Source organism: Campylobacter sp. TJR-1, assembly GCF_032840035.1.
Lineage (GTDB): Bacteria > Campylobacterota > Campylobacteria > Campylobacterales > Campylobacteraceae > Campylobacter > Campylobacter fetus.
This window is the reverse complement of the sequence record NZ_JAWIZX010000005.1, coordinates 138,035-151,544: the sequence shown is the minus strand read 5'-3', so window position 1 is coordinate 151,544 and position 13,510 is coordinate 138,035. Positions and strand designations below refer to the sequence as shown.

General features: G+C 34.4%; 12 protein-coding genes. 1 reads left to right on the top strand and 11 read right to left on the bottom strand.

Going from position 1 to position 13,510, the window contains the following annotated elements; all coding sequences use genetic code 11:
* Positions 1 to 97 precede the first annotated feature (97 nt).
* The 4 genes from RVY88_RS06910 to RVY88_RS06895 all read right to left on the bottom strand — a co-directional run bounded on the left by RVY88_RS06910 (position 98) and on the right by RVY88_RS06895 (position 7,267).
* Entirely contained in the window at positions 98 to 1,456 is a 1,359-nt protein-coding gene (locus RVY88_RS06910) for a glutamate synthase subunit beta (RefSeq protein WP_162167317.1), read from the bottom strand.
* Position 1,457: 1 nt separating this feature from the next.
* Entirely contained in the window at positions 1,458 to 5,855 is a 4,398-nt protein-coding gene (gene gltB / locus RVY88_RS06905; RefSeq protein WP_162167316.1) for a glutamate synthase large subunit, read from the bottom strand.
* Positions 5,856 to 5,993: 138 nt separating this feature from the next.
* Complete coding sequence (ribD, locus tag RVY88_RS06900; protein ID WP_162167315.1) at positions 5,994 to 7,004, bottom strand: bifunctional diaminohydroxyphosphoribosylaminopyrimidine deaminase/5-amino-6-(5-phosphoribosylamino)uracil reductase RibD; 1,011 nt, start codon at positions 7,002 to 7,004, stop codon at positions 5,994 to 5,996.
* A 56-nt stretch (positions 7,005 to 7,060) separates the two neighbouring features.
* Positions 7,061 to 7,267: a hypothetical protein gene (locus RVY88_RS06895; protein WP_002850481.1), complete on the bottom strand. Its 207-nt coding sequence runs from the start codon at positions 7,265 to 7,267 to the stop codon at positions 7,061 to 7,063.
* Between the two features lie 171 nt (positions 7,268 to 7,438).
* Here RVY88_RS06895 and RVY88_RS06890 point away from each other — a divergent pair, with 171 nt between their 5' ends.
* Positions 7,439 to 7,690 carry a hypothetical protein gene (locus tag RVY88_RS06890; RefSeq protein ID WP_034959798.1) on the top strand — a complete coding sequence of 84 codons (252 nt, stop codon included), beginning with the start codon at positions 7,439 to 7,441 and terminating at the stop codon, positions 7,688 to 7,690.
* A 1-nt stretch (position 7,691) separates the two neighbouring features.
* Here the strand turns inward: RVY88_RS06890 and rimP are convergent, their stop codons facing one another.
* Genes rimP through lpxC form a run of 7 tightly spaced genes read right to left on the bottom strand, consistent with a single transcriptional unit; the run spans position 7,692 to position 13,463 of the window.
* Complete coding sequence (gene rimP / locus RVY88_RS06885; RefSeq protein WP_002850487.1) at positions 7,692 to 8,114, bottom strand: ribosome maturation factor RimP; 423 nt, start codon at positions 8,112 to 8,114, stop codon at positions 7,692 to 7,694.
* Positions 8,111 to 8,479, bottom strand: coding sequence for a 30S ribosome-binding factor RbfA (gene rbfA, locus RVY88_RS06880; RefSeq protein ID WP_002850488.1), 369 nt, complete (start codon positions 8,477 to 8,479; stop codon positions 8,111 to 8,113). The genes rimP and rbfA overlap by 4 nt, the downstream gene beginning before the upstream one ends.
* The gene (gene infB, locus RVY88_RS06875; protein ID WP_162167314.1) at positions 8,476 to 10,992 is read right to left on the bottom strand and encodes a translation initiation factor IF-2; all 2,517 of its coding nucleotides are present in this window, start codon (positions 10,990 to 10,992) and stop codon (positions 8,476 to 8,478) included. The genes rbfA and infB overlap by 4 nt, the downstream gene beginning before the upstream one ends.
* A complete protein-coding gene (locus RVY88_RS06870; protein WP_023385890.1) occupies positions 10,979 to 11,221 on the bottom strand; it encodes a DUF448 domain-containing protein in 243 nt (80 codons plus the stop codon). Before RVY88_RS06870 ends, infB begins: the two co-directional genes overlap by 14 nt.
* A 24-nt stretch (positions 11,222 to 11,245) precedes the next feature.
* Positions 11,246 to 12,127, bottom strand: a complete 882-nt coding sequence (gene thrB, locus RVY88_RS06865; RefSeq protein ID WP_011732230.1) for a homoserine kinase — start codon at positions 12,125 to 12,127, stop codon at positions 11,246 to 11,248.
* An 8-nt stretch (positions 12,128 to 12,135) separates the two neighbouring features.
* Positions 12,136 to 12,540: a glycoprotease gene (locus tag RVY88_RS06860; protein ID WP_162167313.1), complete on the bottom strand. Its 405-nt coding sequence runs from the start codon at positions 12,538 to 12,540 to the stop codon at positions 12,136 to 12,138.
* Positions 12,541 to 12,578: 38 nt separating this feature from the next.
* Positions 12,579 to 13,463 (bottom strand): UDP-3-O-acyl-N-acetylglucosamine deacetylase, encoded by an 885-nt coding sequence (gene lpxC / locus RVY88_RS06855; protein WP_002850494.1) that lies wholly within the window; start codon positions 13,461 to 13,463, stop codon positions 12,579 to 12,581.
* Positions 13,464 to 13,510: the final 47 nt, after the last annotated feature.

The window sequence follows — 13,510 nt, the reverse complement described above, 5'->3', positions numbered from 1 at the left end:
CTTCCCCTATTTTTTGCATAATTATACCGAATTTAAAAATGATAAATTAAATGAATCCCGCTAAAAAATAAGCATTTAGCGGGTAAATTTGAGTTTTTTATAAACCAAGATCTTTTAGTATAGTTTTTGCACAGTGTTTTGCATCTGCGGCTGCGGTAACGACAAGATCGCTTCCTCTATTACAGTCTCCACATGCATAAACACCGCTTTTACTAGTTCTGAACTCTTTATCTGTAGCAACCCTACCTTTTTTATCAAACTCAATACCGTTTGCGCTTAAAAAGCTTAAATTTTCTACATCAAATCCTAAAGCGAGTATAATTATATCGGCGTTTATAATTGTTTCTCCTCCCTTTAAAAGCTCGACTTTACCATCTTTAGTAAGTGTTTTTGATATATTTAGAGCAATAACTTTGTTTTCATCATTTACTACGATATCTTTTGGAGCGGCATTAAATATAAAATTTGCTCCCTCTTCAGTAGCATTTACAAACTCTTTTTTACTTCCTGGCATACTAGCAAGATCTCTTCTATATACGCAAGTTGCGCTAAGTGCGCCTTTTCTTATAGCACTTCTTAAACAATCCATAGCCGTATCTCCACCACCTATAACAACTACTTTTTTACCGTTTAAGTCTATACTCGTGTCACTCTCTTTGTACTGTTCTTTTTGTAAAATAGTTAAAAAATCAAGAGCGTTATAAACACCTTTAGCTTTTTCGTTTGCAAGTCCTACGGCGCGCCCCGTTCTTGCACCGTAAGCTAAAACAACAGCGTCAAACTCACTCATCAAACTTTCAAATTTAAAGTCGTCTACAAAGCTATTCGTATGAATCACGCAACCTGCGGTTTTTAGTATATTTATACGACGTTCTATAACACTTTTTTCTATCTTGAATCCGGGAATTCCATATGCTAAAAGTCCTCCGGCTCTATGATTTGCTTCATAAATTTCAACTCTTACGCCGTTTCTTATAAGATATGTAGCAACGCTTAATCCAGCAGGACCTGAACCTATAATAGCAACTTTTTTATCAGTAAATACTATATCGCCAAATGGGTTAAAACCGCTATTAAGTCCTGATTCTGTGATAAATGTTTCTATAGATCCTATGGTAATAGCACCGAAATTATCATTTAAAGTACAGGCTCCTTCACAAAGTCTATCTTGCGGACATACTCTACCTGTGATTTCAGGAAATGGATTTGTTTCATTGCTAAGCTTAAAAGCCATTTCTAAATTTAAATTAGCCGTATTTAAAAGCCAAAACGGTATGTAGTTATGTAAAGGACAAGCATTATGACAAAATGGATTTGCACACTGCACACAGCGACTAGACTGCTCCTTTGCACTTTGAAGGCTAAAAATTTGATAAATTTCTTTAAAGTCCGTGCTTCTTTCACCCTTATCTCTTTTTATGGTTTTTAATCTTGTTAAATTTGTAAATCCTTGCATTTTAATCTCCGTCGGCTGGATTTAATGGAAGTTTAGTCATATCTTTTGGCTTTACCATCCAAAATTCTCTTATAGAATCTCTGAAATTATCTAAAATATATTTGGCTCTAACACTTTTTGTCTCGTTATAATAAGCTCTAATGAGACGCTTTAAAAAGTGCCTTGCTTCGTCCATTTCATCAGTATCTATACGTAAAGCAATGACTAATTCTTGATTTAATTTATCTATAAACTCTCTTTTTTCATCCCATACAAAGGCAATTCCGCCGGTCATTCCTGCTCCAAAGTTTATACCGGTGTTTCCGAGTATAGCTACGACTCCGCCCGTCATATACTCGCAAGCATGATCGCCAACGCCCTCTACTACCGCAGTAGCTCCCGAGTTTCGCACACAAAATCTTTCTCCTACGATTCCACTAGCAAAAAGCTTGCCTCCAGTAGCGCCGTAAAGACAGGTATTTCCGGCTACGGCAAAATAGTTATTTGGATCATTTGGGCTTATAACTATGCGTCCTCCGTTCATTCCTTTGCCTACATAATCATTTGCACTGCCTTTTAGATACAAAGCTACTCCGCTAGCCAAAAATGCTCCTAAACTCTGTCCGGCTATACCGTTTAAATTTATCCTGATAGTCTGGCTAACAAAGCCTTCATTACCGTAATATTTTGCTATCTCGCCGCTTATAAGAGCGCCAAAACTTCTATTTTGGTTACAAATTTGCTTATCGACGACTATCTTTTCATCAGGATTTTGTATAGTTTTATAAACTTCTTTTAATACGCTTTTTTCAAATTCATTCTTATCAAAAGGATTATTTGGTTTGCCGCTACTTTTATTATCTCCATCAATAACCCTTAGAAGTTCGCTCATATCAAATTTACTCTCTACCGGACTTAAAAGCTCATTTCTACCTATTATATCATCTAAACTTTTATATCCCATTTTTGCCAACTCAAGCCTAACATCTTCAGCCAATAAAGTAAAATAATTCACGACTCTATCTACGCTTCCGCTAAATTTACCCCTTAAAGCCGGATCTTGAGTAGCAACTCCTTCGGTACAGCGATTTAAATGGCATATTTTTAATACTTTACAGCCTAAAATAACCAAAGCCAAAGTTCCAAAAGCATAGCTTTCGGCTCCTAATAACGCAGCCTTTATGATATCTTGACCGATCTTTAATCCGCCGTCTGTTTGAAGATGAACGCTGCTTCTTAGATTATTTACTTTCAAAGCATTATGTGCTTCTATAAGACCTAATTCCCACGGATTTCCGGTAAATTTGATGCTACTCCAACCAGCAGCTCCGGTACCTCCATCTCCTCCGCTTATAATTATTTTATCAGCGTAACATTTAGCAACTCCAGCTGCTATAGTACCTACTCCAGCACTTGAAACTAGTTTTACTGCGATAGTAGCTTTTGGATTTACTTGCTTTAAATCAAAAATAAGCTGAGCTAAATCCTCGATGCTATAGATATCGTGATGAGGAGGAGGACTTATAAGAGTAACCCCTGGCGTCGTATAACGCAGAGTTGCTATAAGTTCCGTTACTTTATATCCTGGAAGTTGTCCGCCCTCTCCTGGTTTTGCACCTTGAGCTAATTTTATTTGAATTTCGGTAGCACTAGCTAAATACTCCGGAGTTACGCCAAATCTTCCGCTTGCAATCTGCTTTATCTGTGAATTAGCAGGACTTTTTAATCTCTGATTGGATTCTCCTCCCTCACCTGAGTTGCTCATAGCTCCTAGTTTATTCATAGCTAAAGCTAGAGCTTCATGCGCTTCTGGACTTATCGAACCTAAACTCATAGCAGCTGAATTGAAACGTTTTAATATACTACTTGCAGGCTCCACTTCATCTACGCTTATAGGCTCTTTATCGCTTTTTATATCAAGAAAATCTCTAACCATTCTAAGTCCGCGACCTTTTATGGCATCTCTGATTTTAGAAAAATCATTCATATCGCCCGTTATGCTGGTTTTATGAATTTGATTTATTATAAATGGCGTATAGTCATGAAACTCATCTCTATCAAGGTATTTGTAAAATCCGCCTAAATTCAAAGGTATAAGGTGATCACCAAAATTAAAAGCGGATTTATGATATTTTAAAATTCTTTTTTCTATATCGTCATATTCAAGTCCTGGTATAAGCACGCTAGAAGCTGCAAAACATTCATTAACTACGGTTTGACTAAGACCTAAGACATCAAATAAAGCTGAGTTTTTATAGCTTCCTACAGTCGATATACCCATTTTCGACATTATCTTCAAAAGTCCGGTGTTTAAAGCATGATGGATATTTTTTAAACCTGATTTTATCTGCGTCTCATCCTTGTCTTTCAAAATCTCATAAGCACTCGCAAAAAGAAGATACGGATATACTGCGCTTGCTCCGTATCCTATCATCATAGCACAGCTATGAGAGTCTAATATCTCACCGCTAACTGCTATAATAGTCACGTTATGGCGAAGTCCCTCTTCTATAAGAGCTTGATGAACTCTACCTACTGCCATAGCCATAGGCATAGAAGCGTTAGAACTATCTACTCCTCTATCATCAAGCAAAACAATATGAACTCCGTTCTTTATAGCATTTATAACATCATAAACAAGATCTTCTAGGCTACCTTTTAAGTTTTCGCTAAACAGTGTACTAAATGTTTGATTTTTAAACTCGCTTTGAAATTTAGGACTATTTTCATCTCCGAAACTTTTCAAAACTTCAAATTTATCCTGCATTAAAATCGGAGATGTTGTTTTGATACGTTTTGCATGAAATTCACTCTCTTCTAAAAAGTTTCTAAACTCACCGAAAGTTACGTTTAAACTCATTACAACCATCTCACGAAGTGGATCTATAGGAGGGTTTGTTACTTGGGCAAATTTCTGTTTAAAAAAGTCGCTAAATCTTCTTTGAGAGTCACTAAATGCAGCCAAACTCGTATCATCACCCATAGAGCCGGTTGCTTCTTTGCCGCTTGTAATCATAGGAGATAAAATCATCTCTTTAAACTCGTTTGTTATACTAAAATTTCTTTGCAAAGCGTGAAGATTGTCTAACTTATAATCGCTTAACTTCTCAAAAACGATCTCTACGAATTCTTCTAAATGAACCATATTATCATTTAACCATTTTGTATAATCTTGGCTATTTTTGATATAATCATTTATCTCATCGTTTTTCATAACCTTACCGTATTTTAGATCAAGACCTATCATTTGACCGCTTTGTAGGCGTCCTCGCTCAAGTATATTGCTCTCATCTATATCAAGAACGCCGTACTCACTAGAAATCAAGACTCTTGAATCTTTTGTGATGATATATTTTGCGGGTCTGAGTCCGTTTCTATCTAAACAACAAGCGATAAATCTACCGTTTGTAAACGATACTGCCGCAGGTCCATCCCATGGAGCAAAATTTGGGCTCGTATATTCGTAAAATGAACGTATTTTTGAGTCCGTATATGGACTATTTTGCCATGGAGCAGGAAGAACTAATCTAACGGCTTTAAAAAAATCCACGTCATTTTGTATAAGAAACTCAAACATATTATCTAAACTAGCACTGTCACTTCTATCGTCTCCAGTGATAGGAATCATCATATTTAACTCATCATTTGTAAATTTATGGCTTTTTAAGCATTTTTCTTGGATAGTTAAATTTGTTCTGTTTGCAGAAATTGAGTTTATCTCTCCGTTATGAGCTATTGTTCTAAATGGTTGAGCTAGACGCCATTTAGGAAGTGTATTTGTAGAAAATCTTTGATGAAAAAGCGCAAAACTACTGCAAAACTCTTGATCGCTCAAATCTTTAAAAAAGGTCTTTATATAAGTAGGCATTATAAGACCTTTATAAACTATAACTTTATCCGAGCATGAACAGACATAAAAATCATCATCTTCTTTAAAGTATTTTTGAATTTCACGTCTTGCAAGGTAGAGCAAAGAGCTAAAATATTTTTTAGCAATTATGCTATTAGGGGTGATAAAAAACTGAACTATACGCGGTAAAGTCTCTAAAGCAAGCTCTCCTAATGCACTTTCATCTATAGGAACATCTCTTTTTAAAATAACTTTTAAGTCGTTTTTCAGACATATTTCCTCAAATTTTTCCATATGCTCGTCGGTTTTTAAAAAAACCATAGCTACGCCAAACTGTTCAGGAAGTAGAACGCCGCACTCTTTAGCAGCCTTTTTCATGAATGAAGTAGGCATCGAAAAAAGCAGACCACAGCCATCTCCACTCTTGCCATCACTCGCTATAGCGCCTCTATGCATCATTCGCTCAAGAGCCGTTATGGCATCAATTGTATTTTGATAGCTAGAAACATTATGTAAATTTGCAAGCAAACCAAAACCGCAATTATCTTTATATGAGTATAATCTATCCATATTTTCGACCTTTTTTAAATAGAAAATTGCGCTATTATATAAAAATTTTACTTAAGATATTATAAATATGGTAAATAAGGCTTTTAATAGATAAAATACTACTTTATATAATATATTTTAGCTTAAATTTTAATAAAATTAATCTAATATTTTACACCATAAAAGTTCATCATTTTCAAATTTAGAAGTATGCATAATCTTAATTTTTAAATTCAAACTGATAGCCTTGCCTATTTTAAACTCGTTTGAACGATAAATCAAAAGCCATTTTACTCTTTTATCTAAATTTAAAAGCGAATTTTCTCCGCCTTCAAACATAACAAATTTACGCTCAAATACCGCATCTAACGAATTTGAAACTATAACTCTTCTATCTAAAATATTAAAAAGAGGAATTGTCGTGTCAAACTTAGACTCTTTTGAGTATAAAAGAATATCCGGATTTTTACCGTTTTTTACAAGTCTTGTATCTAGTAAAGGACGATCTGTTCTTACGGTATTCCCTCCTATAACAAGCATATCTACTAATGATCTAAGCTTATGGGAATGAGTGCGACTTTGTAAATTTGAGATAACTCCACCGCTTGCAATACCGTTTTGTGTTAAAGCGATCTTAAAAAAACTAAAATTTCCCAAACTCCAAGCCAAAAAAGGCTCTAAAAGTTCATCTGCTTTCTCTTTGCAAACTCCTATTTTGGTCTTTATACCGCTATTTTTTAAAATTTGCTCACCGCCTTTTGCATTTTCGCTACTATCAATTGCCCCTATAATAACTTGCTTAAAACCAAGCTCTTTTAACAAATTCGCACAAGGCGGAGTACGTCCTTGATGTGAGCAAGGTTCAAGCGTCACATAAGCAGTTGATCCATTTAGTAAATTTGAATGATTTTGCATTATGAAATTATAAAGTTCGTTTGTATCTTTTATCTCGTCAAAATCTTGCTTAAAAGCCGGATTTTTCATCTCTAAAGCATATTTTATAGCGTTTAATTCAGCATGCGGCATTCCTGCTTTTTCATGAGCATTTATCGATAAAATTTCACCATTTTTACCTGTTATAACACATCCCACGGCAGGATTAGGATACGTAAGAAACTGAAACTCCCATGCTTTATTTATAGCTATATTCATATAATATTCATTACACATCTTAATCTTTCTTTTATAAAATCAATTCCTTATTATAGTCAATTTGCAATTAAAAGCTACCTTAAACGGTAGTTTTGATTCTCTCTAGCTAATTTTTGCATCTCTTCAAAATTCTGCTTACTTAACCATAAAAGTTCGTCGAATTTAAATCCAAGCATAACTATACGATAGAGCTCTGGTTTGTTTTTCTTCCAATTATATAAAGTTTTTACATCAATTTTAAGGATACCTGCCATATCTCTTTTGCTTAGCTTTCTTTCCATAATCGTTCCTTGAAATATAAAAACAAAATTTATCAAAAATTACCATCTTTTGCAACAAAGAAAATATTACTATATATTATAATAAATCTATAGAAATATTACTATGTTTTATTTTAATAGACAAATGTATATATTTATAAAAAATTGAGACTAGAAAAAAGGTGCAAAATTATGGAGTACATAATATATTGCGAAAGTATCTGTGGAGAAAAAAGATACTTTATGATTCAAGACAAATTTAGCACTTTACCATACATAGTAAGGAATAGCGGAATCATCTATAAAGTAATAAAATACATGAAAATAAACGAAAAAAATATAGAAAATGAAATTATGGAAAAGGTTTACCACCCAAACTGCTTTTTTTACGATATAAACACTCTTTATGCAGAGAAAAATTCATGGCAAAAAGTTGAGTGGTAAACTACCACTCCATATAGGTTTTAGCCTTCTTTATATTTTCAAATTTGACTTCAATTGATTCATTATTTTTGATATTTATACATATATTATCATCTTTTACGGATACTATCTTACCTTTAATCTCGGTCTTATCATTTAGTATAATTTTAGCAAATTCGCCTATACTAAGCGTAAAATGTTCTATTTTACTAAGTTTTCTCTCAAGCCCAGGGCTTGAAACCTCTAAAATCCACTCTCCGCTTACTGGCGGCATTACATCGTAAATAGGAGAAAGAAGCTTACTAACTGCTTCGCACTCTTCTAAACTTACACCACCGTTTTTCGTTATATAAACTCTATATATAACTCTACCATTTTCATTTACGACTTCTGCATCATACAGATCAACTCCGCATTGCGATACTAAATTTGATAAATCCGTCATTTTTTACCCTTATCAAGCTCATCAGAAACCTTACTAAATAGCTTATCAATATGATTTTGATACTCTAGCCTATCATCAAATTTGAAATGAAAATTTGGAGCTTTATACCAACCTTCGGCACTCATACAGTGATTTTGTATATGCTTACTTACTCTTTTTAAATGCTCTAAAACGTAAGATTGCTCTTTGTCGTCAAGCATCATTTTATCAAGATATACAAAAGCATCATATCTGCCTTTTTTACACTCTACATCAGTTACGCAAAGCCCTTTTAAATAGATATCATCTAAGCTGCTTAGTGCTTCTGGAATAAGCTCTTTTAGCACGCTTTCTGTTCTTAGGCGCTTTACTTCGGCTGCATTCATAACTCAACCTTGCTTTCTACTTCTTTGTAACTTTCTATATAGTCGCCTTCTCTCATATCGTTATATCCTTCGATACCGACTCCGCACTCATACCCTTTTGCTACTTCTTTTACATCATCTTTAAAACGTTTTAATGAGCTTACATTTCCTTCAAACACAACAACTCCGTCACGGATTACACGTATCTTAGCACCTCTATTTATACTTCCATCAGTCACCATACAACCTGCGATTTGTCCTATTTTTGGCACATTAATAACTTGACGAATGACGGCTTGACCAAGCTCTTCTTCGCTTATAATAGGACTCATAAGACCACTAAGCAGAGCTTTTACATCATCAATTAAATTATATATAACATTGTAAGTTTTTATCTCAACAGAACGCTCTTTAGCTTTTTCTTTTACGTCTCCAGTTGGTCTTATATTAAAGCCTAAAATAACACAGTTTGAACTTGCACTTGCTAAAGTTATGTCGCTTTGGCTGATTCCGCCTACTCCAGAGTGAATTATATCTACTTTTATCTCATCATTTTTTAATTTTTCAAGGCTTGCTTTTATGGCTTCTAGTGAACCTTGAACATCGGCTTTTATGATAACTGGAAGGCTTTTTAACTCGCCTTCTGCTATCTTAGCGCTTAGCTCATCTATAGTTACTTTTGTGGATTTACTAAGCTCTTTTTGTCTTAAATAATCATATTTTTTCTGAGCATATTCACGAGCTTCTTTATCTGTTTTTACGCTTATCAACGTTTCTCCCGCATCTGGAACTTCGCTAAGTCCTATGATGACACCGCATTCACCAGGTTTTATAGATTTTAAACTATTTCCCTTGTCATCTTGCAACGCTCTTACTTTGCCATAAGCCACACCAGCAACGATAGTATCTCCTACTCTTAGCGTCCCGTTCTCAACTATAGCAGTTACTACTGGTCCGCGACCTTTTTGAAGTGAACTTTCTATAATAGTCGCTTTTGCTTCTCTATCGGGATTTGCTTTAAGTTCCAAAAGTTCGGCTTGAAGTAGAACTATTTCTAGTAAATCTTCGATCCCAATTCCGGTCTTAGCCGAAATAGGCACAAACTCATAGCCGCCGCCCCATTCGGTAGGAAGAATATCAAGCTCGGCAAGTCCTGTTTTTACAAGATCTGGATTAGCGCTTTCTTTATCCATTTTATTTATAGCTATAATGATAGGCACTCCTGCGGCTTTTGCATGATTTATAGCTTCTTTAGTTTGAGGTTTTACACCATCATCGGCAGCTACAACTATAATAACTATATCAGTAACACTAGCTCCTCTTGCTCTCATAGCGGTAAAAGCTTCATGCCCAGGAGTATCTATAAAGGTTATATTTTTACCGCTTTTTTCTACCATATAAGCGCCGACGTGTTGAGTGATACCACCGGCCTCACCGCTAGCTACGCGCGAGTTTCTTATATAATCAAGCAAACTAGTTTTACCGTGATCTACGTGACCCATTATAGTAACAACCGGAGCTCTTGATACGCTATTATCTTCTAAAATTTCATCTTCATATGCTTTTACATAGTCAAAATCTTCTTTAGTATCCACTATATTGACTTCTATACCAAACTCGGCGCCTAGTATTTCTATCTCATCTTCTTCCAAAAAATCATTTTTAGTAGTCATTTTTCCTAGTATAAATAGCTTTGCTATCACTTCGCTTGAAGATTTTTTTATCTTATCGGCAAATTCATAAAGACGAATCTCTTTTGGGATATCAACGCTACTTATATCTTCATTATCTTTGTCTTTTACGACTTTTTTATGTTTTTTTCTACTGTTTCTTTGTATTCCGCCCTCAAAACTAAAACTATTATTTTGAGATGTTTTATAAACATTTATCTGCTTTTTAACCGTATTTTGACGTTCAATCTCTATAGGTTTTACAGTAAGATCTGGCAATACAACAACATCTTCATCATCTATAGATATATCATCGCTAAAACTAATTGCGGATAACAAGTCTATCTTAGCCGAGTTCTCTTTTTTAGTAGCTATAATAGGTTTTTTCTCTTTTTTCTTCTTTTTTAGATTTTCATCACTGCTGCCAAAAATCGCCTCTAAACCTTTATTTATAGGTTCAGACTGCTGTTTTTGTATAGGTTGAACTTCCACTTTTTTCTTTTTTACTATAACTAAGCCTCGCCTTTTAGATAAAGTAGAACTGGCCAAACTCTCTTGTTTTGGCTCTACTTTGATTGGCGTACTATCAATATTTTGTTTGGTTTCCACCTCTTGCTCTATAGGTTTTTGCTGCGTTTGTGTCTCTGGAGCTTCTTTTTGAGTATTTTGTTTTATATCTTTTTTCTCCGGCGATTCTGGTTTTTTACCTGATTGGACATAATCATAGAGTTGTGCTGCATCTTCTGGAGTTACTGCGCTAGATGAAGTTGTAACCTTAAATCCTAACTCCTTTGCTTTTTCTAAAATTTCTTTATTGGAATAGCCAAGTTCTTTTGCTATTTCATGGATTCTAATGTTTGCCATCGGCGAGTATCTCCTTTAAGTTTACACTATTTTTACTAAACCGTGAGAGTGGTTTTTTGAGGTCTTTTTTGTCTTTTTGGATACAGGTTTTGCATAGATAAAATGACCTTGTATTTTTTGAGTTTATTTGTATTTCACCATTTACACAAGCAAATTTAAAAAGCTCATTTTGAAAAAATCTGCCTTTGCAAACCACGCACATTCTTATTGGTTTATGAAATTTGTTCATATTATATCTTAATTTTCTTTATTTTTAGCTTTGCAATATAAAACCGTTATTATCAAGTTCGTAGATTTCTACTTTAAACTCCGGGAATTCTAATTGCAATATATCTCTTAAAGTTTGAGCTCTATCTTTATGTGCTAAATTTAAAAAACTAGATCCGCTACCAGAAAGATTGCTCATCAAAGCACCGCTTAAATAAGCTATCTCTCTTACCCTAAAAAGCTCTTTAAGTCCATGCATACGTCTGATTTCGTGCATTTTATCTATACTTGCTAATCTTAAATTCTCATAATCTTGTTTTATAAAACAAGCAGTAAGAAAAGCCGCGTGAGAGACATTGCTGATTACATCGGCCATAGGGTATGTTTTTGGTAGTTTTCCTCTTGATTGTTTTGTGCTAGTAGGCTTGTCTGGTATAACTACAACGGCTCTTAAATCGCTACTAATATCAGCTTTTTGCGTATATACTGTGCCTTTATGCACGATATTTGACGTAAAACCTCCCCATACCGCCGGAGAGATATTATCCGGATGACTTTCGTATTTTAAAGCTTGATTTAATACCAAAGCTCTATCTACTTTAAATCCAGCCATATGATAAGCAGAAGCTATAGCTCCTACTATTACCGATGAGCTACTTCCAAGACCTCTAGAAAACGGAATATTATTTATAAAATTAAATCTAAAATTCGGCGTCTTGCCGGTAAGATAAAGCATGGTTTCGTTGAAAATATTTACAAATGTATTATTTTTTTTTAGCCCTATTTTATCGCTTCCTTCGCCGCTTATGCAAACTGACGTAAAATTTTGCTTTGTTATAGTAACTTCATTGTATAGTTTAAGCGAAAGTCCTAATGAATCAAATCCCGGTCCTAAATTCGCACTTGTGGCTGGCGTTAGTATTTTCAAATTCTCTCCTAAATTGCATCTATAATATACTCCGGAAGAGTATCACACTTTTTATTTAAATTTGATAAATTATTTGGGAGTTTAAAATCTGTTTGTTCTATTTTTTGCAAACTAATACCATCTTTGCTATATACAAAACTTAAATTTTTATTTGCGCGTATAGCGCCAAAGTCATTTAGTTCAAATCCGCTAACAGCCCAAAAACCGATATTTTTGGCTATACAAAATATTTTTAATATCACATAACTTACCTTAAGACCCATAAAGCTTCCAGGAGTATTTGCGTAAGTTATGCTCGATATTACAAACTCTGAACTGATTTCATCTAAAAATGCTATTAAAGATTCACTAGCTTTTTGATCGCTACAAAGCTCTTTTATAAGAGTATCGTTTTCATATATACCAATAAGCAACGGCGATGAGAGCGCTGCTACTAAAATATCAACTTTTTTTATGCAAAAGCCTTTGCATACTCTTTGGCTTTTTGCTCATCTAATGTTACCATTTCATAGTTCTTTTCGTCGCTTAAAAGAGCTACAGTGAGCTTGTGATTTAAGTCATGACTTCCTGCGTAAGCCTCATAATCTCCGACCATAGGCGCTCCAAGTAAGCTTATATCACCGATAGCATCTAGTATTTTATGTCTTACAAACTCATTTTCAAACCGCAATCCTTCTGGATTTAAAATACGGCTATCGTCGATAACTACTGCATTATCCAGACTTCCGCCAAGTGCTAAGCCCATTGAATTTAGTTTTTGAACATCTTTTAAAAATCCAAATGTTCTAGCGCGCGCTATCTCATTTAAAAAATTTTCTTTACTAAATTCAAAAGTATAACTCTGCTTACCGATAATAGGATTTTCAAATTTGATAGTATAGTTAAATTTAGGATTTTTACTAGGAGTGACTTTTACATATTTATCCCCATCCCTCACTTCAACTTCTTTTTTTACTACTATTACCTTTTTATCGGCTTCTAGTTCGATGACTCCGGCTTCATCTAGCATCATACAAAAACTTATCGCACTTCCGTCCATCACAGGAACTTCGTTTGCGTCTAGAACTATTCTTATATTATCAATTCCGTAACTATTTATAGCACTTAAAAGATGTTCTATTGTAGATACGGAACCTTTTTCATTTCCTACTACGGTAGCCATTTGCGTATTTATAACATTTTTTGGCTCGGCTTTAAAACTACTTCCCAAATCACTTCTATAAAAAACTATACCCATATTTGCTTCTAATGGTTCAAGTATTAGTTTTATAGGCTCACCCTTGTGAAGTCCTATACCTACGCCCTCAACCTTTTTTGATATTGTTGTTTGTTTCAAATTTAATCCTTAAGTAATCTAGACCGATTATATCAAAAATCGGTTAA